The 22,849-nt window shown below is 73.6% G+C and carries 21 protein-coding genes; 11 read left to right on the top strand and 10 right to left on the bottom strand.

Annotation, left to right across the window (positions count from 1 at the left end):
• Nucleotides 1–11: 11 nt before the first annotated feature.
• Genes LNK82_RS20175 through LNK82_RS20165 form a run of 3 tightly spaced genes read right to left on the bottom strand, consistent with a single transcriptional unit; the run spans nt 12 to nt 3,635 of the window.
• A complete protein-coding gene (locus LNK82_RS20175) occupies nt 12–1,655 on the bottom strand; it encodes an extracellular solute-binding protein (RefSeq protein WP_230568577.1) in 1,644 nt (547 codons plus the stop codon).
• A gap of 55 nt (nt 1,656–1,710) precedes the next feature.
• Nucleotides 1,711–2,598, bottom strand: coding sequence for a carbohydrate ABC transporter permease (locus LNK82_RS20170; protein WP_230568576.1), 888 nt, complete (start codon nt 2,596–2,598; stop codon nt 1,711–1,713).
• A complete protein-coding gene (locus tag LNK82_RS20165) occupies nt 2,595–3,635 on the bottom strand; it encodes an ABC transporter permease (RefSeq protein WP_230568575.1) in 1,041 nt (346 codons plus the stop codon). Before LNK82_RS20165 ends, LNK82_RS20170 begins: the two co-directional genes overlap by 4 nt.
• A gap of 195 nt (nt 3,636–3,830) precedes the next feature.
• On the opposite strand from LNK82_RS20165, the gene LNK82_RS47790 reads away from it, so the two are divergent.
• Genes LNK82_RS47790 through LNK82_RS20150 form a run of 3 tightly spaced genes read left to right on the top strand, consistent with a single transcriptional unit; the run spans nt 3,831 to nt 7,539 of the window.
• Nucleotides 3,831–4,844: a hydroxyacid dehydrogenase gene (locus LNK82_RS47790; RefSeq protein ID WP_230568574.1), complete on the top strand. Its 1,014-nt coding sequence runs from the start codon at nt 3,831–3,833 to the stop codon at nt 4,842–4,844.
• A gap of 44 nt (nt 4,845–4,888) precedes the next feature.
• Nucleotides 4,889–6,748: a DUF2264 domain-containing protein gene (locus LNK82_RS20155; protein WP_230568573.1), complete on the top strand. Its 1,860-nt coding sequence runs from the start codon at nt 4,889–4,891 to the stop codon at nt 6,746–6,748.
• On the top strand, nt 6,745–7,539 hold the full coding sequence (locus LNK82_RS20150) for a sugar phosphate isomerase/epimerase family protein (protein WP_230568572.1): 795 nt from the start codon (nt 6,745–6,747) through the stop codon (nt 7,537–7,539). The genes LNK82_RS20155 and LNK82_RS20150 overlap by 4 nt, the downstream gene beginning before the upstream one ends.
• Before the next feature lie 186 nt (nt 7,540–7,725).
• Here the strand turns inward: LNK82_RS20150 and LNK82_RS20145 are convergent, their stop codons facing one another.
• A complete protein-coding gene (locus LNK82_RS20145; protein ID WP_230568571.1) occupies nt 7,726–8,880 on the bottom strand; it encodes a glycerate kinase in 1,155 nt (384 codons plus the stop codon).
• Between the two features lie 113 nt (nt 8,881–8,993).
• On the opposite strand from LNK82_RS20145, the gene LNK82_RS20140 reads away from it, so the two are divergent.
• From LNK82_RS20140 to LNK82_RS20125, 4 genes are read left to right on the top strand one after another with little or no spacing between them, the layout of a single operon-like run.
• On the top strand, nt 8,994–9,155 hold the full coding sequence (locus tag LNK82_RS20140; RefSeq protein WP_230568570.1) for a hypothetical protein: 162 nt from the start codon (nt 8,994–8,996) through the stop codon (nt 9,153–9,155).
• Nucleotides 9,152–10,063: a DUF6807 domain-containing protein gene (locus LNK82_RS20135; RefSeq protein ID WP_230568569.1), complete on the top strand. Its 912-nt coding sequence runs from the start codon at nt 9,152–9,154 to the stop codon at nt 10,061–10,063. The genes LNK82_RS20140 and LNK82_RS20135 overlap by 4 nt, the downstream gene beginning before the upstream one ends.
• A complete protein-coding gene (locus LNK82_RS20130) occupies nt 10,060–10,779 on the top strand; it encodes a cupin domain-containing protein (RefSeq protein WP_230568568.1) in 720 nt (239 codons plus the stop codon). The genes LNK82_RS20135 and LNK82_RS20130 overlap by 4 nt, the downstream gene beginning before the upstream one ends.
• A gap of 22 nt (nt 10,780–10,801) precedes the next feature.
• Entirely contained in the window at nt 10,802–11,908 is a 1,107-nt protein-coding gene (locus LNK82_RS20125) for a Gfo/Idh/MocA family protein (RefSeq protein ID WP_230568567.1), read from the top strand.
• Nucleotides 11,909–11,973: 65 nt separating this feature from the next.
• On the opposite strand, the gene LNK82_RS20120 is transcribed toward LNK82_RS20125, so the two are convergent.
• Together LNK82_RS20120 and LNK82_RS20115 are read right to left on the bottom strand one after the other, a co-directional pair.
• Nucleotides 11,974–14,031 carry a hypothetical protein gene (locus tag LNK82_RS20120; protein WP_230568566.1) on the bottom strand — a complete coding sequence of 686 codons (2,058 nt, stop codon included), beginning with the start codon at nt 14,029–14,031 and terminating at the stop codon, nt 11,974–11,976.
• A gap of 76 nt (nt 14,032–14,107) precedes the next feature.
• Nucleotides 14,108–15,499 (bottom strand): hypothetical protein, encoded by a 1,392-nt coding sequence (locus tag LNK82_RS20115; RefSeq protein ID WP_230568565.1) that lies wholly within the window; start codon nt 15,497–15,499, stop codon nt 14,108–14,110.
• A gap of 163 nt (nt 15,500–15,662) precedes the next feature.
• Here LNK82_RS20115 and LNK82_RS20110 point away from each other — a divergent pair, with 163 nt between their 5' ends.
• Entirely contained in the window at nt 15,663–16,004 is a 342-nt protein-coding gene (locus LNK82_RS20110) for a helix-turn-helix domain-containing protein (RefSeq protein ID WP_230568564.1), read from the top strand.
• A 10-nt stretch (nt 16,005–16,014) separates the two neighbouring features.
• Here the strand turns inward: LNK82_RS20110 and LNK82_RS20105 are convergent, their stop codons facing one another.
• Both LNK82_RS20105 and LNK82_RS20100 read right to left on the bottom strand, forming a co-directional pair.
• Entirely contained in the window at nt 16,015–16,605 is a 591-nt protein-coding gene (locus LNK82_RS20105) for a ClpP family protease (RefSeq protein ID WP_230568563.1), read from the bottom strand.
• Complete coding sequence (locus tag LNK82_RS20100) at nt 16,602–17,225, bottom strand: ClpP family protease (RefSeq protein WP_230568562.1); 624 nt, start codon at nt 17,223–17,225, stop codon at nt 16,602–16,604. The genes LNK82_RS20105 and LNK82_RS20100 overlap by 4 nt, the downstream gene beginning before the upstream one ends.
• A 145-nt stretch (nt 17,226–17,370) precedes the next feature.
• Here LNK82_RS20100 and LNK82_RS20095 point away from each other — a divergent pair, with 145 nt between their 5' ends.
• Both LNK82_RS20095 and LNK82_RS20090 read left to right on the top strand, forming a co-directional pair.
• Nucleotides 17,371–20,502 (top strand): toll/interleukin-1 receptor domain-containing protein, encoded by a 3,132-nt coding sequence (locus LNK82_RS20095; RefSeq protein ID WP_230568561.1) that lies wholly within the window; start codon nt 17,371–17,373, stop codon nt 20,500–20,502.
• A gap of 133 nt (nt 20,503–20,635) precedes the next feature.
• Nucleotides 20,636–21,592 (top strand): DUF1152 domain-containing protein, encoded by a 957-nt coding sequence (locus LNK82_RS20090; RefSeq protein WP_230568560.1) that lies wholly within the window; start codon nt 20,636–20,638, stop codon nt 21,590–21,592.
• Between the two features lie 38 nt (nt 21,593–21,630).
• Here LNK82_RS20090 and LNK82_RS20085 read toward each other — a convergent pair whose 3' ends face one another.
• The gene (locus LNK82_RS20085) at nt 21,631–21,807 is read right to left on the bottom strand and encodes a hypothetical protein (RefSeq protein WP_230568559.1); all 177 of its coding nucleotides are present in this window, start codon (nt 21,805–21,807) and stop codon (nt 21,631–21,633) included.
• A 13-nt stretch (nt 21,808–21,820) separates the two neighbouring features.
• Between LNK82_RS20085 and LNK82_RS20080 the strand changes: the two genes are divergently transcribed.
• Complete coding sequence (locus LNK82_RS20080) at nt 21,821–22,306, top strand: hypothetical protein (protein ID WP_230568558.1); 486 nt, start codon at nt 21,821–21,823, stop codon at nt 22,304–22,306.
• Nucleotides 22,307–22,356: 50 nt separating this feature from the next.
• Here the strand turns inward: LNK82_RS20080 and LNK82_RS20075 are convergent.
• Nucleotides 22,357–22,849: cellulose binding domain-containing protein (locus LNK82_RS20075; protein WP_230568557.1), on the bottom strand; the 493-nt coding region annotated here is incomplete at its 5' end.

Below are 22,849 nucleotides of genomic sequence, written 5' to 3'. Positions count from 1 at the left end.
GCGGTCCGGCGTCACTGGTTCGCGGCGTGCTCCTTGGCCAGCTCTTCGGCGACCTGGTCGCCGCCCGCCTGCCGCCACTGCGCCACGACGTCCTTCCAGGCCGACGGCGGCTTGCGGCCGAACGTGATCGCCGCGATGCCGTCGCCGACGATCTGGCTGAGCTGGGCGCCCTTGCTCGCCTCGGTCGCCGAGCGGAGTCCGGTGGCGGGGTTGCGCACGCTCTTGGGCAGGGTCGCCTTCTGCCACTCGTGGACGGCCTTGGCGACGTCGGGGTGGCCGGGCAGGTACAGCACCGCCGGGCCCACGCCGATGAACTTGGTCGGCAGCAGCGAGTTGTTCTCCTGGCCGTACAGGTCGGTGGTCTTGATGCCGCCGGCGTCCTTGGTGAAGTGCTCGCCCTCCACGCCGTAGTTCGCCAGCTCGTACTCCTCGGTGCCGAACGGCGCGCTGAGGTAGTCGCAGATGCGCAGCAACATCCTGATCCGGGCGGGGTCGGCCTTCTTCATGGTGACGTAGCCGAAGACGCCGGCGCTCTGCCAGGGCGTGGCCCGCGGTCCGTACGGCCGGCCGAGGTCGAGGTCGAACCGGCCGTTGATCTTGGTCAGGGTCGGCAGGCTCACCGAGCCGAAGCCGTCGCTGATCGAGGCCACCGTGCCGTTGTGGAAGTAGCTCTGCATGTCGGTGGAGCTGGCGGTGAGGCTGTCGGGGTAGTGCGCGCCCGACTCGACCAGCTTGCGCATGACCTCCAGCGCCTGCTCGAACTGGGGCGTGGCGAGGGTCGTCGCGAACGCGCCGCCGTTCGTCGACCACGCGTTGGGCGCGCCGAGCGAACCGGCGTGGTAGGTGATGGCGCCCAGCCCGCCGAACAGCGTCTTGAACCAGCCGATACCCCACTTGCGGTCGCCGGTCAGCTCCTTCGCGGCGTCCAGGTACTGCTCGGTCGTCCAGTCCTTCGGGATGCCCGCCGCGTCCATGGCCGAGCGGTTGACGAACAGGCTGTTGCCCGGCATCGGCCGTTCCAGCGGGATGCCGTGGATCTTGCCGCCGATCCGGCCCATGCCCTGCCAGGCGTGGGTCGGGAGGTTGGCCAGGTTGGGGAACTCCTTGACCGCGTCGCCGCCGACGAACTCCGACAGGTCGGCGCACCGGGCCTGGACGAACTCGGCCGCGTGCGGCAGCGCCAGGTTGGTGAACATGATCATGTCGGGCAGGTCGTCACCGGAGGCCATCAGCGTGGCCATCTTCTGCCCGTACTCCGGATCGGGCACGACGACGACCTTCAGGTTGACGCCCAGCGCCTGGTTGACCGCCTGCCAGTACCGGTTCTCGCCGACCGGCTTCGGCGGCGCGCCGAACGACACGACCAGCACCGTGACGTCGGAGCCGTCGCCCACCGGGTTGTCCACCGACCGCACCAGCTTCTCGGGGTACTTCAGGTAGAGCGGCTGCACGCCGGAATCGTCGCCGGGGGCGTCCGGGGTGGGACCGGCGAACGGCACGCGCGTCGGCCACGGCGCCAGGTCCTTGCCCGCGTTGGAGACGCCGCCACCCGACGCGCCGTCGCCGCACGCCGTGAGGAAGGACGGGGCGGCGAGGCCGAGCGCGCCGACGCCCGCCAGCCGGAGCAGGGAACGGCGGTCGATGCGGTGGTCCATGACGAGGTTCCTCTCCCGGCGGGAAGCCGAAAGGAGTGGTTGCGGTGGAGGGGGTTCAGGCCTTCAAGGCACCGGTGACGACGCCCTTGACGAAGTAGCGCTGCAGGAACGGGTACACGCACACGATGGGCAGCGTCGCGAGCATCACGACGGCCATCTGCACCGATTGCGGCGACGTGGTCGCCATCTCGCCCGAGGTCTCGGCCAGGGACGCCCCGCCGGTGACGTACTGCCGCAGCACGGTGCCGATCGGCCACTTGGCCTGGTCGTTGAAGTAGATGATCGCCTCGAAGAAGCGGTTCCAGTACGCGACCGCGTAGAACAGGCCGACCACGGCGATGACCGCCTTGGACAGCGGCAGCACGACCTGGCGCAGGATGCCGAGCTCGCCCGCGCCGTCGATGCGCGCGGCGTCGATCAGCTCCGCCGGGATCGACTGGAAGAAGCCGCGCATCACGACCAGGTTGAACACGTTGACCAGGAACGGCAGGACCAGCGCGGCGTAGGAGTCGAACAGCCCGGCGCCCTGCACCACCAGGAACAGCGGCACCATCCCCGGCGGGAACAGGAACGTGAACAGCACGAGCAGCAGCAGCGGTTTGCCGCCGTAGACCTTCGGCCGGCTCAACGTGTAGGCCAGGCCGATCGTGCAGCACAGGCTCAGCGCCGTGCCGACGACCGTGACGCCCGCGCTGACCAGCAGCGCGCGGCTGATGATCCCGCCCTGGAGGATCTCGGCGTAGGAGTCGACCGTGAACTCGTCCGGCCACACCACCCAGCCGCCGTTCTCGATCACGTTCTGCGGGCTGGCGAGGCTGGTCGCCAGCACCGTCCACAACGGGAAGACCACCAGCGCGACGATCACGGTCAGCGCGACGGCCTTGGCGGCGCGCACCGCGGGGGTCGGCCGGCCCATCCAGGCCGGCGCGCTAGTCCTGCTCATGACCGGTAGACCCCCTGTTCGCCCAGCCGGTGGGCCACCTTGTTCGCCGTGTAGATGAGCGCCACGCCGATCACGCCCTTGAACAGCCCGACCGCGGCGGCGTAGCCGAAGTCGCCGTTCGCGAAGCCGGTGAAGTACACGAAGGTCTCCAGCACCTCGCCCGTCTCCGGGCCGACCGACTGGCGTTGCAGGAAGAACTGCTCGAACCCGATCGACAGGAACTCGCCCAGCCGCAGCACCAGCAGCAGCACGATCACCGGCCTGATCGCGGGCAGCGTCACGTGCCACAGCCGCCGCCACCAGCCCGCACCGTCCAGCGCCGCGGCCTCGTACTGCTGCTCGTCCACTTGCGACAGCGCGGCCAGGAAGATGATCGTGGCCCAGCCGCACTCCTTCCACACCAGCTGCGCGATCACCAGCGGCCCGTAGGCGTCCGGGTTGCCGATGATCGAGATGCCGCCCAGGCCCAGGGTCGACAGCCAGCCGTTGACCACGCCCGCGCCGCCGAGCATCTGCTGGAACAGCGCGACCACGATGACCCACGACAGGAAGTGCGGCAGGTACACCACGCTCTGCACGAACCGCCGCAGGGTGTCGCCGACGACGCTGTTGAGCAGCAGCGCCAGCGCCAGCGGCGCGGGGAAGAAGAACACCAGCTGCAGCGCGCCGATCAGCAGCGTGTTCTTCACCGCGTTCCAGAACAGGGGATCGGTGACCATGCGCTCGAAGTGCGCCAGGCCGACCCACTCGCTGCCCGAGACGCCCAGGAACGGCACGTAGTCCTGGAACGCCAGCACGTTCCCGAACAGCGCGCCGTAGTGGAACACCAGGAAGTACGCCAGCCCCGGCGCCGCGACGAGCAGCAGCACCCGGTCGGCCCTGATGCGGCGCAGGTGGCCGAGGCGCGGACGACCCTCCCGCGGTGGGGCGGGCGCCTTCGCCGCCGGAGGGCCGGCGCCACCGGTGCCGCCGCGGACCCGCGTCATGCTCACGTCGAACGCCTCTCTCGCGGTGCCGAGCCGAAACACGATGGTCACGAACATAAAACGGTTACACGCTTGCGTCAACGCCTTGCGTGTCCGGTGTTCCAGGGTGTATCCGCCTGTAGTGGCATTGCCTTTGGCTCGGCTCGCGGGCATTGTGAGCGGCAGTGCTTGTGCGTAGAGTGACGTGTGGATGCAAACGTTTACATTGATCGGCCGCTGCCCGGCCCACTGATAGGAGCCCACTCCGTGTCACGGCGACCTGTCGCGGTCTTCGCCCTCGCCCCCTGGGCGCTCGCCGACGTCTTCCCGCCCGACCTCGTCACCCGGTTGCGGCAGCTGGTCGACATCGACCCGGCGGCGACGTTCACCTCGTTCGACGGGCCGGTCGCCGCCGCGGCCCTCGCGGGAGCGGACCTCCTGGTCACGGGGTGGGGCGGCCCGCGCGTCGACGCCGGTGTGCTGGCCGTCGCGCCGGGGCTGCGCGCGATCGTGCACGCCGCCGGCTCGGTGAAGTCCTCCGTCGACCCCGTCGTGTTCGAACGCGGCGTGGTCGTCTCCTCCTCCGCCGACGTCAACGCCGTCCCCGTGGCCGACTACACGATGGCCATGCTGGTCCTGGGCGCGAAGCGGGCGTTCGGCCGGGCCAGGCGGTACGCGACCGCCGCCGAGGGCGCGCCGCGCGACTGGCTGCCCGGCGACGGCACCGGGTTGCACGACTGCACCGTCGGCGTCATCGGCGCGTCCCGGATCGGCCGGCTCGTGCTGCGGCGGCTGCGGGCGTTCGACGTCGAGGTCCTGCTCCACGACCCGCACGTGACCCGCGCGGAAGCCACCAGCCTCGGCGCGGAGTCGGTGGGGGTGGACGAGCTCTGCCGCCGCAGCGACGTCGTCACGGTGCACGCGCCGGCCCTGCCCGAGACCCGTCACCTCCTCGACGGCCGCCGGTTGGCCCTGCTGCCCGAGAACGCGCTCGTGATCAACACCGCCCGCGGCTCGCTGATCGACACCGAGGCGCTGACCGCGGCGTGCGCCACCGGCCGGATCTCGGCGATCCTGGACGTGACCGAGCCGGAGCCGCTGCCGGCGGGGCACCCGTTGTTCACCCTGCCCAACGTGCTGATCACCCCGCACCTGGCCGGTGCGCAGGGCCGGGAGCTGCGGCGCATCGGCGAGTTCGCGGTCGCCGAGGTGGGCCGGTTCGTCAAGGGCGTGCCGCTGCTCGGCCGGGTGGCTCCCGAACGCCTCCCGTACATCGCGTGACCGATCCTGATCGAGCACACCGCGAGCGGAGAGGAGCGGATCGCGTGAACCCCGTGGCCGACCTGGTGGAAGACCGACGGCTCAGCCCGCGTACCGGGTACACCCGCGCGCACTGGGAGACCGCCGCCGACGCCCTGCTGGACGCCGCGTGGCGGTGGGCGAGCCCCGGTGGCGCCCGGCTGGACCTGCCCGGCCCGGCGTCGGGCAGCGGTGTGCGCAGCGACGGCCTGGAGGGGTTCGCCCGGACGATGCTCGCCGCCGCGTACCGGGTCGCGGGCGCCGGCGGCGACGACCCGCACGGCCGGCTGGCCCGTTACGCCGACGGCCTCGACGCGGGCACCCGCACGCCCGGCGCGGACGACGCCGAGTCGTGGCCGGTGATCGGCGACCACCACGTGCGGGGTCAGCCGATGGTCGAGGCGGCGTCGGTCGCGTTCGCCCTGCGGGTGAGCAGGCCATGGCTGTGGGACCGGCTGGACGACGCCGTGCGCGACCGCGTCGAGGCCTGGCTGCGCGACGCCCTGCACGCCCTGCCCGCGCCGAACAACTGGTACCTGTTCCCGTACTCGGTGGCCGGGTTCCTGGAGTCGGTCGGCCGGGGCGACGCCGACACCGCCCGCGTCCGCGAGCGAGCCCTGGGCCTGCTGGAGGCGTGGTACCGGGGCCAGGGCTGGTACTCCGACGGCGACGGGCGGGCCTTCGACCACTACAACGGGTGGGCGCTGCACCTGTACCCGGTGCTCGACGCGCACCTGGCGGGCACGGCCACCCCGCACGGCGACCGGCTGCGCGAGCACCTCTCCGGGTTCTCGCTGCTGTTCGGCGGCGACGGCGCGCCCGTCCACCAGGGCAGGTCGTTGACCTACCGGTTCGCGGCCGGCGCGGCCGTCGCCCTCGGCGCGGTCACCGGCCACACGCCGCTCGCGCCGGGCGTGTCGCGCCGGCTGCTCAGCGGCTGCCTGCGCTACTTCCTCGACCGGGGCGCGGTGGACGACCGCGGCCTGCTGAGCCTCGGCTGGCACGGCCCGTACGCCCCGGTGGTGCAGCACTACTCGGGGCCGGCCTCGCCGTACTGGGCGTCGAAGGCGTTCGTGTGCCTGCTCGCCGGTCCCGACGACCCGCTGTGGACCGACGTCGAGCGGGACGCGCCGGTCGAGGAGCGCGACCACGTGCTCGGCCTGTCCGCGCCCGGTTTCCTCGTGCAGACCACGGCCACCGACGGGATCGCCCGGCTGCACAACCACGGCAGCGACCACGTGCGGCCGACCCACGCCGAGACCGCGGAGGGCGACGATCCGCACTACAGCCGGTTCGCCTACTCCACCCGCACCGGCCCCACCCCGGCGGGCAACCCGGCCGACAACCACTTCACCGTGGTGTTCCGCGGCCTGCGCGCCGCCCGCCGCCGCATCCACCCGCTCGGGGCCGGCCACGGCGAGGGCTGGGGCTGGGCCGCCTCGTGGCACCGGCCGGTGTTCCCCGGCGGCTCGCCGCTGCTGCCCGCGTTGCGCGTGCAGAGCGTGGTGGTCGCCCGCGGGCCGCACGAGCTGCGGGTGCACCGCGTGGTCGGCGCGCCGCCGGGTACCGGGGTGGAGCTGACCGGTTGGGCCGCCGGGCCGGACCTGTCCTCGGCGCTGCACCCGCTGCACGGTTGGGAGTCCGCGGACGAGGTCGTCGCGCCGGGCGGCACCGCGTTCACGCCGTCGGTGCGCGTGCCGAGGCTGTGCGGGGTCGGTGGGGGAACATCGGTCCACGTCGCGCTGGCCGTGCTCGCCGGTGAGCCCGGGGACCTCTCGGACGTGGTGTCGGTCGTGGCCGCCGGGCCGGACGCGGTCGAGGCGCGCTGGTCGGACGGGCCGGTGACCAGGGTGTCGTTCGCGCCGGTGGAGGTGGTGCACGGGTGAGCGGGTGGAAGTTCGCGGTGAGCACGCTCGGCGCGCCCGGCGTGCCGGTGTCGGACAGCGCGGTCGTGGCGGCCGAGCACGGCTGCCACGGCTTGGAGGTCCGCGTGCACCCCGACGAGGAGGTCCACCTCGGGATGTCGCCCGCGCGGGCGGCGCGGGCGCGCGACCGGATCGCCGACGCCGGCTTGGAGGTCGCCTGCCTCGCGGGGTACCCGAAGGTGTGCCGGCCGGGGCCGGACGGTCCGGTGGTCGACGAGCTGCGCGCCCTGGTGGAGTTGGCGGCGCTGCTCGGCGCGCCCTCGGTGCGGGTGTTCCCCGGCGGTGGGAGCGCCGGGGAGGACGGGCGGGCGTCGGAGCGGATCGCGGCCGTGCTGCCCGACCTGCGCTCCGCCGGCGTCCGGCTGCTGGTCGAGACGCACGACTCCCACCCGACCGGTGAGGCCGCGCGGCGGCTGGTCGCGCCGTTCGGCGACCCGGGACGGGTGGCGGTGCTGTGGGACGCGGTGCACCCGTGGCGCGCGGGCGAGCCGCCGGAGCGCACCCGTGCGGTGCTGGGGGAGTACCTGGGGTACTTCCAGGTCAAGGACGTGGCCGCCGACGACCCGACCCCGGTCCCGCCGGGTGCGGGCGACGTGCCGCTGGAGGCGTGCGGCCGGCTGTTGGCGGACTGGTCGGGCTGGGTGTCGCTGGAGTGGGAACGCGCCTGGTACCCCTCCATCGCGCCCCTGCCGGCGCCGCTGCGCGCGGCGGCCGACTGGTACGCCCGGTGGCGGCCGGGGGAGCGGCGGTGATCAGGGTGGTGGCCGGTCGCCGGGAACGCGGCGGCGATGCGCGGCGCAGGTGGGTCCAGGGGTGCGCGGGTGGCGATGTGCGGGCGGCGATGAGTGGTGCTGCGCGGGATGCGGGCGGGTGCCGGAGTGGGCCGGCGCAACCCGGCGGTGGTGCGGGTCTTCGGTCCCGCGAGCCGGGTGAGGGCGTCACCCGTGGTCGTGCGGGGACCGGTCGCCGGGGAACGCGGCGGCGATGCGCTCGCCCAGGCGTTCCAGCAGCGGTTCGGCGTGGGTCAGGCAGGTGGGCACGTCGGGCTCCAGGTCGGTGAGCGCGAACGCGTCGGCGAACCCGGCGGTGGCCAGTTCGGCGCGGTCGAGGTCGCAGCTCCCGGTGGCGGCGACGGCGGTCGCGCCCGCACGCCGCGCCGCCGTGGCGACACCGACCGGCGCCTTGCCGCGCAGCGTCTGGTGGTCCAGGCGGCCCTCACCGGCGATGACCAGCCGTGCGCCGGACAGCCGGTCGGCCAGGCCGGTGAGCTCCAGCACCAGGTCGATGCCCGGTCGCACCTCGGCCCCGAGCGCCAGCAGGGCGAAACCCGTCCCGCCCGCGGCTCCCGCGCCCGGCACCGCGGCGGCGCCAGGGTCAAGCAGGTCCGCCCAGCGGGCCAGGTCGGCGTCCAGGGAGGCCACGAGCGCGGCGTCCGCGCCCTTCTGCGGCCCGTACACCGCCGCCGCGCCGTGCGGACCGAGCAGCGGGTTGTCCACGTCGCTCGCCACGACCAGCCCCGCCTCGCCCAGCCGGGGGTGCAGCCCGGTCCGGTCGACCGCGCGGACGGCCCGCAGCGGCGAGGTCGTGGCGTCGAGCGCGACCCCGTCCGCGTCGAGCAGGCGTGCGCCGAGACCGGCCAGCAGACCCGTGCCCCCGTCGGTGGTGGCGCTGCCGCCCAGGCCGACCACGACCGCGGCGCACCCCGCGTCCAACGCCGCGGCGATCACCAGCCCGACACCGAACGTCGACGCCGCCGCCGCGCGGTCCGGGGTCGGCGGCACGTCCGCGACCAGGCCGAGGCCGGACGTCTCGGCCAGCTCCACGACCGCGACCCCGTCGCGGACCGCGTAGCGCGCCTCGACCGGACGGCCGAGGGCATCGGTCGACCTCACCGGCACCGCCGTGAAACCGGCCGCGAGCAGGGCGTCCAGCGTGCCCTCGCCGCCGTCGGCCACCGGGTGCTCGTGCACGACCGCGCCGCCGCGGCGCACTCCCCGGGCGACGGCGGCCGTGGCCCGGCGCGCGGACAGCGAGCCCTTGAACGAGTCCAGTGCCACGACGACGTGGCCCGCTTGCGGCGGAGGTGTGGTCACCGGCCAATGGAAAGCGCTTTCCAAGGAGGTGTCAAGCGCTCCACGGGCCCTTGACTGCGTGCGAGGCGTCCCTGAATACTCACCGGAAAGCGCTTTCCGACAAGGAGGTCCGGGTGGACGAGGTCGTCATCGCGCTCAACGGCGTGACCGGCAGGGCGGTGTGCCGCCGGCGTCGGGCCGGGTCCGTCCTCCCGATCCGGGACACCGTCGAGCCGCACGGCGGCCTGCTCGCGGGTCCGCGCCGCCGGGTGGGCGTGCCGGAGCTGACGTGGTGAGCGCCCTGGCCGTGCGGCATGACATCGGATCCGCGCTGACCGTGCGCGCCGGTGACGTCGACCTCGTCCGCTACACCTACGTGCCCGACACGCCGCGGTTGGAGTCGCCCAAGCCGTTCCTGCACCCGATCCGCACGCGGGCGGGGCGGGTGGTGAGCCTGTTCCGGCCCCACGACCATGTGTGGCACAAGGGGATCGCGTGGTCGTTGCCGAACGTCGGCGAGGAGAACTTCTGGGGCGGTCCCACCTACGTGCACGGGCGGTCCTACGTGCAGTTGGACAACAACGGTACCCAGTCGCACCGGCGCGTGGTCGACGTCGGCGCGGAGGGGGAGAGGGCCTGGTTCACCCACGAGTTGGACTGGATCACCCAGGCGGGCGACACGGTGATCACCGAGCGTCGGACGATCGCCGCGTCCCTGCTGTCCGCTCAGGCTTGGGCGCTGACGTTCGACACGACGATGACGAACACCTCGGGTCGGGAGATCGCGTTCGGCTCGCCGACCACGCGTGGCCGGGAGAACGCGGGGTACGGCGGCCTGTTCTGGCGCGGGCCGCGCTCGTTCACGGGCGGGACCGTCGTGACGCCCGACGGCTCCGGTGGTGACGAGGTGCGTGGCCGGCGTGCCGAGTGGATGGCCTTCGCGGGCAGGCACGACGGCGACGACGCGCAGTCCCTGGTCCTCATGGTCGACCACGGGGCCAACCCGCACCACCCGCCGCGGTGGTTCACCCGGTCCGAGCACTTCGCGTGCCTGAACCCGGCCCCGTTCTTCAGCGAGGAGCTCGTCGTCGCGGACGGGGCGACCGTGCGGTTCCGCTACGGCGCGGGGGTGGCCGACGGCGGCGAGGAGGAAGCCGAGGCCCTGGCGGATTCGGTGCGCGGTGTGTTGGGTGAGGCGGTGTGAGCACGTTCCCCGGCGGTACGTCGCTGTCGTTCCTGGACGTCTACGACGACGCGGCGCCTGATGGTGTGGTGGGCGGGAGCCCGCACGTGCACTTGGTGTCGACCGAGTGCTACGTGGTCGTGGGCGGTGAGGGCGAGCTGCACACCGTGACCCTCGACGGCTGCCGCGAGATCCCGCTCGTCGCCGGCTCGGTGGTGTGGTTCACCCCCGGGACGATCCACCGCGCGGTCAACCACGGCGGTCTGCGGGTGGTCGTGCTGATGGGCAACGCGGGGTTGCCCGAGGCGGGTGACGCGGTGATGACGTTCCCGCCCGAGGTCGTCGCCGATCGGGACCGGTACCGGGACGCGGCTACCCTGCCGGTCCGGGCGACCGAGGCCGACCGCGCCGCCGACGCCCGCCGACGTCGTGACCTGGCGGTGGAGGGCTTCGTCCGGATCCGGGACGCGGTCCGCGCCGGTGATCGGGCTCCGCTGCGGGAGTTCCACGCCTCGGCGGCGGCGTTGGTCCGGGATCGGGCCGGCGCGTGGGCGGGGATCGTGCGCGACGGGCCGCTCCGCCAGGCCGAGGCCACCCTCGCGATCACGCGGGACGTGTCCCTGGGCGTGGCCGCCCACCTGGAGCGGGCGGCGGTGTTCCGGACACCGGAACCGGAGCGGGTGTTCGGCATGTGCGGGCGGTTGAGCCCGGTCGACGTGGGTCTCCACTTGGACTAGCAGCGGACGAGGAGCACTTTTCGTGACGAGTCGTGGCTACACCTGTGCGATCGTCGGCACGGGCGCGATCGCCGGCGCGCACGCCGAGGCGATGAGGAACCTGGCCGGGCGGGCGCGGCTCGTCGGCGTGGTCGACCTCGAGCCCGACCGGGCCGCCGCGTTCGGCGCGACCTGGGACGTGCCCGCCTACCCGACCCTGACCGCGCTGATCGAGGCTCGGCGGCCCGATCTGGTCCACGTGTGCACGCCACCGGGGACGCACCTGCCGCTCGCGCTGGAGTGCCTGGCGGCGGGCGCGGTGCCGGTGGTCGAGAAGCCGCCGGTGCTGTCGTTGGCCGGTCTCGACCGGTTGCGCGCGGCCGAGGACGCGGCCGGTGTGCCGATGGCCACCGTGTTCCAGCACCGGTTCGGGTCCGGCGCGGTGCGGTTGCGGCGGCTGGTGGCCGAGGGCGCGTTGGGTCGGCCGTTGGTGGCGTCGGCGAACACGTTGTGGTTCCGGGACGACGACTACTTCGCGGTCCCGTGGCGGGGGAAGTGGGAGCTGGAGGGCGGCGGGCCGACCATGGGGCACGGCATCCACCAGTTCGACCTGCTGCTGTCGGTCCTGGGCCGGTGGAGCAGCGTGACCGCGATCGCCGCGCGCCAGGCCCGGCCGACCGACACCGAGGACGTGTCCGCCGCGCTCGTGCGGTTCGACTCGGGTGCGGTGGCCACCGTGGTCAACTCGGTGGTCTCGCCGCGTCAGACCAGCGAACTGCGCTTCGACTTCGAACGGGCCACCGTGGAGTTGGAGCACCTCTACGGTTACGACGACGGGAACTGGACGTTCACCGCCGCGCCCACGTCGCCCGACGTGGTGTCGGCGTGGGACAGCGGGCCGGCCGACACGCCCAGCGGCCACACCGCCCAACTCGCCGCCGTGCTCGACGCCCTCGACGCCGGCGGGACCCCGCCGGTGTCCACCGCCGACACCAGGGTGACCATGGAGTTCGTGGCCGCCATCTACGCCTCGGCGTTCACCGGCCGCACGATCGACCAGGGCGAGATCACCGACGGCCACCCGTTCTACGACAGCATGGCCGGCGTCGGCGCGCCCTGGTCGACCACGACGTCCGGACTGTCCGGGTGAGGGGCGCGCCGTCCGGGGACGGGGTCTGATCTTGCGGGCGCGGGGGTGCTCCCGCGCCCGCTGGCTCAGGAGACCTTCGGGTGGATCTGGGTCTCCCGGCCGGTGAGGGCGTCGATCGCGAAGACCCGTTCGACCCCGGGGTTGGCCTGGAGCGTCGGGAAGTCCGTCAGCTCCACCGGGTCGCCTTCGGCGCGGTTGGGGCCCACCAGGACGTAGACGTCGCCGTTGGCGCTGCGGGCGGGGCTGGCGGCGACGGTGTCCGACACCTCGCGTCCGGGGCGTTCGGTCGCGTCGGGCTCGGCGCGACCGTCCAGGTTGGTCATGAACTCGGCCAGGTCCATGAGGGAGTGGCGTTGGCCCTGGGCGTCGATGGTGTCGCCTGCCCAGAAGAAGGACCCCTCACCCTTGGTGGCGAGGATGTCGCGGATGGTCTCCTGCCAGCGCTCGCCTTCCTCCGCCGGGAGGTCGCGCAGGTCGAGGCAGGGCTTGCCGTCGACCGAGGTGATCGGGAAGCCGTGCTGGTCGCGCTCGGACGGGCCGTCCTGCTCGCCGCCACCACCACCCGCGCCGCCGCCGCCGTGCTCGCCGGCTTCGCGGTCCCGTCCTTCACGGTCGTCGCGGCTGTCTCGGTCACCGGCTTCGCGGTCGCGTCCTTCGCGGTCGCCCGCCTCGCGGTCCCGGCTGTCTCGGTCGCCGGCCTCGCGGTCGCGGCCGGGGCGTTCGTTGTCCGAGGCGTCACGGTCGCCGCGACCGCCCTGGTCCCCTGGCGACTGCTCGCCGGGACGGAGGCCGGCGAGGTCCGGGACGGACGGGGTCGTGGGCAGCGTGCCGCCCGGCAGGGACGAGCCAGGCGTGCCCGTGCCGCCGCCCGACGAGCCGCCCGAAGTGCCGCCCGAAGTGCCTGTGCCGCCGCCCGTGCCGAGGTCGGGAATCGTCGGCTGCTTGAACAGGTCCTTCGGCACCTCCGGGATGGGAGGCGTCGGCGGAGGTGTCATGCCACCGGACGGCCCGCCGCCCGAACCACCGGAACCACCGGCCGTACCGCCGGCCGAGCCACTGGCCGAACCGCTGCCGGTGCCGAGGTCCGGGATGGTGGGCTGCTTGAAGAGGTCCTTCGGCACCTCGGGGATGGGAGGCGTCGGCGGCGGTGTGGTCGCCGAGGGGGTGGTGCCGCCGGTCGTGGGGGTGTTTTTGAGGGCGTCCGCCAGGCTCGCGCCACCGCCGCCACCGGAACCGCTGGGGACGGGCGGTGGGTCGGGGATCTCGGGGAAGTCGGGCACCGGGGCGGCCTGGGGTGTCGCGGCCTGTGGGGGCGGGGTCGAGGTCCGGGCGGCAGCGGTCTTGGTCTCGTCCGGCGAGCCGCCGCTGTTGGCGGTGGGCACGGCTGCCGGGGCGGAGGGCTTCGTCGGGTTGTCGGCGGTGGGGGTTCCCGGAGCGCCCGGCATCGTGGGGGTCGGGGGCATCTGTCCGCTGGGGACGCCGGCGGTCTGACCGGTCGGTGCGCCACCACCTTGACCCGCGGGTGCACCGCCGCCCTGGCCGGTGGGGTCCGGGGTGGTGTAGTCGGAGGCCTGCGTGGTGCCGTCCGCGCCCGGGATGTCGCTCGCCGGCGGGACTTGCGGCCCGCCGGGTTGGGAGGCGGTGCCGGTGCCGCTCGCGCCGCCGCCGGGGATCGTCTCGGTCGGGGTGACCGGCGGACCCTGGGTGGTCGCAGTGCCGTCGGGGCCGCCCGCCGGTGCGCCCTGCGGGCCGTTGGCGATCGTGTCGGGTTCGACCGAGGCGAACTGCTCGCCGCTGGCGCGGTCGGCTTCCTGCTGCGTGTGCGCGGTGGCCTTCAGCCCTTCGCCGACGAGCCCCAACGTCGAGGCGGCCTTGCCCGTCAGTTCGACCGAGCGGTGGTTGGAGGCGTTGAACGCCTCGACGGCGAACGCTCCGGCGGTGCCGAACGCGTTGCCCGCCAGGGCTTGGCCGGACAGCTTCGAGGACACCTCTTCGTAGCCGGTGCGCAGGTCGTCGGCTTGCTGCTGGAGCGTGTCCATCGCGGACGCGTCCATCGTGAAGCCGGTGTCGCCGCCGGGAGGGGGTGGCGTGCTGATCGTGGTGGGGGTCAGGTCGGTGACCATGGCGTTGCCTCCGCGGAACGCAGGGAAGTGGAAGGACGGGGAGGTGCTCGGCGGGACGGTCGGGGACCGCCCGCGCCTACTCGGTCTCCTCGGCCCTGCGGACCGTCGCTTCGCGGGTGGCGGACATCGCGCGCAACTCCGCCTGCTCGGCGGCTCGGTAGTGGGTGACCGGCTCGGTGGCGCGGACGGCCTGCTCGCGGACGGCCTGCTCGTAGTGGACGGGGGCGTCCGCTCGGGTTGCCTGCACCATCGGTTCGGCCTGCACGTAGGTCGCGCGCATCATCGGTTCCGCCTGGACGGCGTGGCGGGCTTGGAGCGGCTCCTCCGCGCGGGAGGCCTGCATCAACGGCTCGGCCTGGACCGCGTGACGAGCCTGGAGTGGTTGCTCCGCGCGGGAGGCCTGCATCATCGGTTCGGCCTGGAGCGCCTGCCGCGCCTGGAGCGGTTCCTCCGCCACCCGTGCGGAGTAGGTGGGTTCGTCGGGCACGAGCCGACCGGTGAGCCGTTCGGCCGCCACGGCATTCATGGGTCGCAGCGCTTCCATTTCTTCGGCAGCCACGGCCCGCCTGGCTTCCACGGGTCGCAGCGCTTGCATCTCTTCGGCGGCGACCATCCGCCTGGCCTCCATCGGCCGCAGGGCCTCGGCGGGCTCGCCCTCGCGCAGCACGCGCCGCGCCGCGGTGCGGGCCGGTTGCGCCTCCGACCCCCCGCCCGCGGCGGCCCCGAACCGTTCCCAGCCGCGACCGACTTCGTCCGAGATCTCGTCGAGCTGCTTGACCCGGTCGACCTGCCGGGTCAGCGCCGCGTTCAGATCGTCCATCTTGGCCGAGATGCTCGTGCCGAGCTGGGACGCGCTGTCCACCACCGACGCCAGGAACATCGCGATGGACGCGCCGAACGTGATCGGGGCGAAGACGTACGCGGTGATCGCGCCCGGCACCAGCGAGTTCGAGTACTGGCCGACGGTGTGCAGCAGCGCCTCCCGCAGCGCCTGCACCATCGCACCGCTGTTCTCGACCACCACGCCCTTCACCGCGACCGCGCCGGCCAGCGAGTCCAGCTCCTCACCGAGGGTGTCCATGCTGGTCTGGTAGGCCTCCTGGGCCTTTCCGGTCCACCCCTGGGGCTTGGCCAGCGTGTCGCGCTGCTTCGCGGCCAGCTCGCGCATCCGCTCCGCGGTGGAGCGGATCGCGTCCGCGGTGGCCTGCACGCTCTGCCGGTCGCCCTGCAACTGGTCGATCGGCTCACGCAGGAAGGTCACGTAGTCGACCGCCCACCCCGCGACGCCCCGCAGGCTCGCGAACGGGTCGTCGGGGAACTGACCGCCGGTCGGCCTGCCCACGACGGAGTCCGGCTCGGCCTCCGCCTCCTTGCCGATCGCCTCGATCCGCTGCTGGACGTCGGCCCTGGCCGCGGTCTTCCTGAGCACGGTTCGCGCGGGGACCACCTCGGCGGTGCCTGGTGCCATGAGCCGGACCTTCCTCACAAGCGCTGGGGACGGGGACGCCTGACCCTGGCAGTCAAGTGATCGCCGCCAACGTCGCGCCAACGTTGTGCTAACGATCAACCGCCCTGTCCGCCGGGAGCGGAACCGCTGCCCCTGGACGCCCGGCCTGCGTCACGATGGCGGCATGGCGGACATCCTCCCCTTCCACCAGAAGCGCACGCCGGATCGCGAGCCGGACCCGCTGTGGCGCGACGTGCTCGGCCGGTCCCTGCGCGCGGCGAGGGAGGAGCGGGGCAGCCGCCTCGTCGACGTCGCCGAACGGGCGGGCATCTCACCGCAGTACCTCTCCGAGATCGAACGGGGCCGCAAGGAACCGTCCAGCGAGATGATCGCCGCCGTCACCGGCGCGCTCGGCGTCGACCTGCTCGACCTGCTCTCCGACATCGCGGGCGACGTCCGGCAGCGCCGCGGCACGGGCCCCGCGGTCGGACGTCGCCCGGCGGGACCCGTGCTCATGGCCGCTTGAGGCCGCGGTCTCAGTCCCGGTGTTCGAGGACGCGGTCCGCGAGCCCGTAGCGGACCGCGTCCACCGCGGAGAACACCCGGTCGCGGTCGGTGTCGTGCCGCAGTTCCGCGACGTCGCGACCGGTGTGCAGGGAGAGGATCGCCTCCAGCTGGGCACGGACGCGCACCACCTCGTCGGCCTGGAGGATGAGGTCCGGGATGGTGCCGCGACCCTGCGCCGCGGGCTGGTGCAGCACCACCCTGGTGTGGGGCAGCACGAAGCGGTGCCCGGCCGCGCCGGCGGCCAGCAGCACCGCGCCGGTCGCCACCGCCTGGCCGACGCACGTCGTCGACACCGGTGCCTTGATGTAGCGGATGGTGTCGTACAGCGCGAGCATCGCGGACGGGTCGCCGCCCTCGTTGTTGATGTAGAGGTTGATCTCGCGGTCCGGGTTGTCCGCCTCCAGGTACAGCAACTGGGCGATCAGCGCGTTGGCGACGCCGGAGTCGATCGCGGTGCCGAGGTAGACGATCCGCTCGGACAGCAGGTGCGAGTAGACGTCCATGATCCGCTCGCCGCCGAGGCCGCGGGTGATGACGTTGGGGATGGTGTAGGTGCTCATGCGCGGGCCCCCGTCCGGGTGCCGAGCCCCAGCTCGTGCGTGCGCACGGGCACGACCTGGTCGAGGCGCTCGACGACGTGGTCGATGAAGCCGTAGTCGAGCGCTTCCCCGGTGGTGAACCAGCGGTCGTGCAGGGAGTCGGTGAAGATCCGGTCGATCGGCTGGCCGGTGTCCTCCGCGATGAGCCCCAGCACCGTGTCGCGGGTGTGCCGCAGGTCGTCCGCCTGCACCTGAACCTCCACAGCCGATCCGCCGATGCCTGCCGAGCCCTGGTGCATCAGGACGCGCGCGTGGGGCAGGGCGTAGCGCTTGCCCGGTGTGCCCGCGGACAGCAGGAACTGCCCCGCGCTGCACGCCAGTCCCAACGCGAGCGTGGCCACGTCGCACGGCACGAGGCGCATCACGTCGCGGATCGCGAGCATCGCCGGCACCGAGCCGCCCGGCGAGTGGATCCACAGCGCGATGTCCTTGTCCGGGTCCTCGGCGGCCAGGGACAGCATCTGGGTGGCGAGCACGGTGCCGTTGTCGTCGTCGAGCGGGCCGTCGAGGACGAGCACCCGCCGGCTGAAGAACCGGTCTCGCAGTCGGTGGTCGAACAGCGGTTGCTTGGTGTCGGTCATGCTCCGACCATGCCGACCCGCCGGCACGTTTCGCGGGACGTGCTGCTGTGGGCAGATCAGCTCTGGGCAGTGGGCGAGGTAGCGCTCGGGTGCGTTCGGCCGACACAGTGGCAGTGGGGCGTCGCCGCGGGGTGGGGAGGAACGGGTGGAGTGGGACTTCTTCCTGGCGCACGCCGGCGCGGACAGTCCTGCCGCCGAACGGCTTCGGTCCCTGCTGGAACCGCACGCGACGGTCTACGAGGACTCGATGCTGCGCGCGGGCGAGGAGTGGGACCTCGTCCTCGACCGGCACCTGCGGGCCTCGCGGATCACCGTGGTGCTGGTGTCGCGACGCACGGAGAACGCCGTCTACCTGCGTGAGGAGATCGCCCGCGCGATCACGCTGGCCCGGGCGGACGGTCGGCGGCGCGTCGTGCCGCTGGTGCTGGAGCAGGTGGACGCCCTGCCGTACGGGCTGGAGCTGCGGACGCCGATCCGGCTGGGTGACGGTCTGGACCTGGCGGGTGCGGCGGGCAGGCTGCTGGAGTCGTTGCGCGACTCGCGCCTGCCGCGCGGCGAGGGACCGCACGTGGTCGCGGCGCAGCTCGGGCCGCTGCTGCGCCGGCTCGACCTGGACGCGCTGGGCGGCGTCGCCTCCGAGCTGCTGGCGGCGGCCGTGACCGAGGTCGGCGGTTCCGACGCGCTGTGGCTGCACCTGGCCCGGCGCGGGCTGGACCCGCGGGTGCTGCTGCCGTCGCTGCCCGGTCACGACGAGGCGGTGGCCCGCTGGCTGCACGGCGCCGAGGCCGTGCCGGGCGCGCGCGACCTGCCGGCGGCGGTGCGGCGGCAGCTGGTGCGCCGGCTGGCCGACGAACGCACCGACCTCGTGGCGGCCTCGGTCGAGCTGCGGCGCGAGGTGCTGTCCGGCCGGGCCGCCTCCCCGGACGCGCGACGCCTCGCCAACGCCCTGGTCGCCGCGCTGCCACCGGTCCGGTCGGCCTCCACCGAGGCGGTGCTGCTCCGGTTGGGCGAGGCCACCGGCCTGCCCGTCGCGCTCACGCCGTTGCACCGCACGGCGTTGGGCATGACGGCCCTGCCGCCGCGCGAGCCCGCGTTGGCCGGTCGGGGCGGGCTGGTGGCCGACCTGGTCGCCCGGGTCACCGCGCGGCTCGCCGAGCGGGGCCGTGCCACGGCGTTCCTCACCGGTCAGCTCGGGGCGGGTGTGTCGGCCGTGGCGATCGAGGCGGCCCACGTGCTGGCCGACCGGTTCCCCGGCGGCGTCCGGTACGTGGACCTGCTCGGCCTGGACGCGCGGCGGGCGCCGTCGGGCGTGGCGAAGCTGGTGTGCCACAGCGTCGGCGTGACGCCCGAGCCCGGCGCGGAGGCGGCCCACCTGCGTGCCGCGCTGGACGGTCGCGGGGTGCTCCTGGTGCTGGACAACGCGTTGGACGCCAAGCACGTCGCGCCGCTGGTGCCCGCGCCGCCGACGTGCGCGGTCGTCGTCACCTCCCGCAACCGCACGCAGGGCTACGCCGACGTGGTCCTGCACGTGCCGCCGCTGGAGCGCGCGGCGTCGGTCGAGCTGCTGGCCGGGGTGCGGGCCGGCGCACCGGCCGAGGCGTTGGACCGGATCGCGGCGGCGTGCGCCGACCTGCCGATGGCGTTGCGGCTGATCGCGTCCTGGATGACCAACCACCCGGAGACCGGCGCCGAGGGCGTGGCCAGGCTGGTGGGGCGCGAGCGGACCAGGCTCGCCTTCCTCGACGACGACGTGCTGCCGATGCGGCTGGCCATCGAGCTGAGCTACCGGCACCTGGACGACGACGGGCGCACGGCGTTCAAGTACCTCCCCGCCGCGCCGGGCTCGGCCGCGACCGCCGAGGACCTCGGCCGGGGGCTGGGCCGGGACCCGGACGTCACCCGGCTCACCCTCTACCGCCTGGTCGACCGCAGCGTGGCCGGGCACGAGGAGCTCGGCGACCCGCCCGAACCGGTGTTCCGGCTGTTCGAACTCGTGCGCCTGTACGCGCGGGAGCGGCTGGAGGCGGAGGAGTCGCCGGACGCCGTGGCCCGCTTCCGCCGGCTCCTGCTGACCAGGCTGCGCGACGACCTGCGGGCCGGCGCCGAACCCGACCTCGTCCTGCGGCTCGACCCGACCCCGCTGGTCGCCGCCCGCGACCTCGCCGAACGCGAGGAGTGGTTCGATCTGGCCGGCGACCTCACCGACGGGCTGCGCGCCGTGCACGAGGCGGAGTCCGACGACGAGTCCGTCCGCCGCGACCGCGAGCACGCGGCCCGGCTGCGCGACCGTGCCGGCAACGCGGAGGCGGCCGTGCGCGAGTACCTGGACCTGGCGCGCACCCTCGACGGGGAGGCCGCGGAGAACGCGTTCGCCTCCGCCGAGCGGGTCGCCGCCGACGCCGGGCTCGTCGAGCTGGTCGGGCGCGTCACGTTCGAGCTGGCCAGGCACCTCGCGGGCCGGTCCGACCTGGCCGGCGCCCTGGCGGCGGGACAGCGGTCGGTCGACGCGTTCCGGACCGTCGGCAAGAACGCCACCGCGCTGCCGGTGGCGATCAACAACACCAGGCTCGCCCTGCGCCTGTCCGACTTCGGCGCGGCCCGGCGCTGGGTGGCCGTGACCCGCACCCTGATGGACGCCCGGACACCGGTGCGGCTGCGTGCCGACGCGTTCTACGAAGAGGCCCGGGTGGCGACCGGCCCCCGCGCGCCCGCCTTGTGGCGCAAGGCCATGGACCTCTTCGAGGAGGTCCGGAACTTCGGCAACGCCGGGCTGGCCGCGTTCTTCGGCGCCCGCGCGGCGCGCCGCCAGGCGTCCCACGCCGAGGCCGCCGAGCTGTTCCTCGCCGCCGCCCACCTGCACCGCGCGGCGAAAGACGGCGCCCGAGCGTTGTGGGCGACGGTCGAGCTGGCCGCCACGCGCCCGGAGATCGGCGAACACGCGCGAGCCCGGGACCTCCTCGCGGATCTGGACGACCTCCGGAGCGCGGCGTGGCACCCCGGCGTGGTCGCGGAGATCGACCTCCGCGTCGCCGCGCTGTCCTACCTGGCCGACGGCTCCCACCCGGCGCCGGACCACCTGCCCGCCGTTCCCGGCGACCCCGACGAGCGGACCCGCCGGCTCGACCGGGTCGCGGCCACCCTGCGCCGGTCGAAGCCCGACAAGGCAGCCCTGCGCCGGTTCGCGGAGTCGCCGATGGTCTACGAACCGCCCGGCCACGAACCCTGGCTGCACGACCTGGGCGAGGAACCGGCGGACCGGCGGGCGCTGCGCGCGTGAACCGGATCGCCCTCACGAGGGTCGGTGCAGCCAGGGCTTCGACCTCGGTGAAGGCCGGCGGAGTCGGGAGTTCACGTGCCGTCACGCCGGCCGAGGCGCTCGGCCTGCGGGCCGCCCTCCCTATGATCACGGGGTGTTCACGTTGGCCGAGCCCCCGCTGTTCACCCGGTTGAAGTCCGCGTCGAGCGTGCTGATCGCCGGAGCGGGCGGTGGGTTCGACGTGTACGCGGGCCTGCCGCTGGCGTTCGCGTTGCGCGGGTCGGGCAAGCGGGTGCACCTGGCGAACCTCTCGTTCAGCCCGTTGGACCAGCTCGACCTCGACGACTGGGTGGCGCCCGACGTGGCGGCGGTCGGGCCGGACAGCGCGGGCAGCGACGACTACTTCCCCGAGCGCACGTTGGCCCGGTGGCTGTCCGCCCGCGACCTGCCGTCGACCGTGCACGCGTTCCCGCGCACGGGGGTGCGGCCCTTGACCGCGGCCTATCGGACGTTGGTCGAACGGCTGGGGGTGGACGCGGTCGTCCTGGTCGACGGCGGCACGGACATCCTGATGCGCGGCGACGAGTCCGGTATCGGCACGCCCGAGGAGGACATGACCAGTCTCGCCGCCGTCGCCGCGCTCGACGGTGTGGAGCGACTGGTGGTGTGCCTGGGTTTCGGCATCGACTCCTACCACGGTGTGTGCCACGCGCACGTGCTGGAGAACCTGGCCGCGCTGGACCGGGCCGGCGGCTACCTGGGCGCGCTGTCCATACCCTCGGCGTCCGACGAGGCACGGGCGTACCTGGACGCCGTCGCCCACGCCCAAGCCGCCACCCCGCTCCGGCCGAGCATCGTGAACGGGCAGGTCGCGGCGGCGTTGCGCGGCGAGTTCGGCGACGTGCCGCTCACCTCGCGCACCGCGGGCAGCGAGCTGTTCGTCAACCCGTTGATGGGCGTGTACTTCGCGGTCGACCTGCTCGCGCTCGCCGCGTCCGTCGGCTACCTGGACCGGATTCGGGACAGTGAGACCATGATCGACGTCGGGCTGGAGATCGAGGACCACCGCGAAGACCTCACGCGACGGGCACGGCGCACGTTCCCGCATTGAGGCGCCACCGTCTGAAACGTCGCTGGCCGCGAGGGCGATCACGTAGGTATGAGGTCCTTGGGGGGATTACTCGTCGGCGTGTGCTTGTTGTCCGCGTGCAGCACGCCGGTGTCGGGTTCGGCGGTCGCGGAGCGGACGAACGCCACCGCCGTCACCACGTCCAGCGCGCCGTCGTTGAACGACCGGTTGCCCACGATGGTGCAGCAGGGGGCCATTCCGAAGGACGGGATGGCGGATTACGGCTTCACCGGGCCGTCGGCCGAGGAGTACGCGTTCCAGTGGCAGCCGAAGCCGTGCGAGGTGGAGGTCGAGGCCGAACGCGGCTACATGCCCACGTTGTACCGCGAGTGGATCAACGACGAGATCGTGATGCGGCAGGTCGTGACCGGGTATGCCGAGGCCACCGGGGCCGAGGTCCTGCGGCAGGTCATCGAGGCCACCCGGCAGTGCGCGACCTGGTCGATCGAGCCGGACCCGCAGCAGTTCACGGTGCTCAAGGACGTCGTCGTGGACCCGCCCGAGGGGGTCGACCCGTTCCTCGGGTACTGCGCCACGACCGCGGACGACACCAAGACGTACTGGCTGTGCGCGGCGTTCTTCTCGCACGGGAACCTGCTGTCGTGCGTCTACACGGTTCGGGCGGACTACCCGCCGGAGACGTTGGACGACCTGTACGGCGTCCTGCCCAGGGCGGTGCGGCACCTGACGAGTTGACCGGTGCGCCCCTCGCCCGGTGCGAGGGGCGCACTCGACCAGTCACCGGGTCAGGGACTGGTGCAGCTCAGCGTCGTGGCCGTCGGGGAGCCGTTGGCGACGAACCCGAAGGTGGTCGAGGCGTTGGCGCCCAACGAGCCGTTCCACGCGGCGTTGCGGATCGCGGCCTGGCTGCCGGAGCCGACGGACACGCCGCCCCAGACCTGGGTGATGGTCTGACCGGCGGCCAACGTCCACCGCACGGTCCAGCCGGTGATCGGCGCGCCGGCGGTCACCGTGACGTCGGCCTGGAAACCGCCCTGCCACGAGTTGACCGTGCGGTAGGAGGCGGTGCACGCCCCGGTCGGAGGTGTCGTGGTCGTGGTCGTGGTGCTGGTCGTGGTGCTGGTCGGCGGGGTGTCCGAAGGTGCGACGGCGCGACCGGTCGCGGGCGAGATCATGCCCGCGCACAGGTTGCGGCTCGCCAGGTTCGCGGCGATCTGCGGGACGGCGTTGATGGTGGTCTGGTAGCCGTCGTGCATGAGGATGACGCCGCCGGGTTGC

The organism is Saccharothrix luteola (genome assembly GCF_020859565.1).
In the GTDB taxonomy this organism is placed as follows: domain Bacteria; phylum Actinomycetota; class Actinomycetes; order Mycobacteriales; family Pseudonocardiaceae; genus Actinosynnema; species Actinosynnema luteola.
The sequence above is the reverse complement of the archived record's forward strand: the minus strand, read 5'-3'. Positions and strand labels throughout refer to the sequence as shown.

Excerpts from the sequence above, each read along its gene's own strand:
- LNK82_RS20175 (WP_230568577.1), bottom strand. The coding sequence starts at position 1,655 with ATGGACCACCGCATCGACCGCCGTTCCCTGCTCCGGCTGGCGGGCGTC.
- LNK82_RS20170 (WP_230568576.1), bottom strand. The coding sequence starts at position 2,598 with ATGAGCAGGACTAGCGCGCCGGCCTGGATGGGCCGGCCGACCCCCGCG.
- LNK82_RS20120 (WP_230568566.1), bottom strand. The coding sequence starts at position 14,031 with ATGGTCACCGACCTGACCCCCACCACGATCAGCACGCCACCCCCTCCC.
- LNK82_RS20115 (WP_230568565.1), bottom strand. The coding sequence starts at position 15,499 with ATGGCACCAGGCACCGCCGAGGTGGTCCCCGCGCGAACCGTGCTCAGG.
- LNK82_RS20110 (WP_230568564.1), top strand. The coding sequence starts at position 15,663 with ATGGCGGACATCCTCCCCTTCCACCAGAAGCGCACGCCGGATCGCGAG.
- LNK82_RS20105 (WP_230568563.1), bottom strand. The coding sequence starts at position 16,605 with ATGAGCACCTACACCATCCCCAACGTCATCACCCGCGGCCTCGGCGGC.
- LNK82_RS20100 (WP_230568562.1), bottom strand. The coding sequence starts at position 17,225 with ATGACCGACACCAAGCAACCGCTGTTCGACCACCGACTGCGAGACCGG.
- LNK82_RS20085 (WP_230568559.1), bottom strand. The coding sequence starts at position 21,807 with ATGGCCCCCTGCTGCACCATCGTGGGCAACCGGTCGTTCAACGACGGC.
- LNK82_RS20080 (WP_230568558.1), top strand. The coding sequence starts at position 21,821 with ATGGCGGATTACGGCTTCACCGGGCCGTCGGCCGAGGAGTACGCGTTC.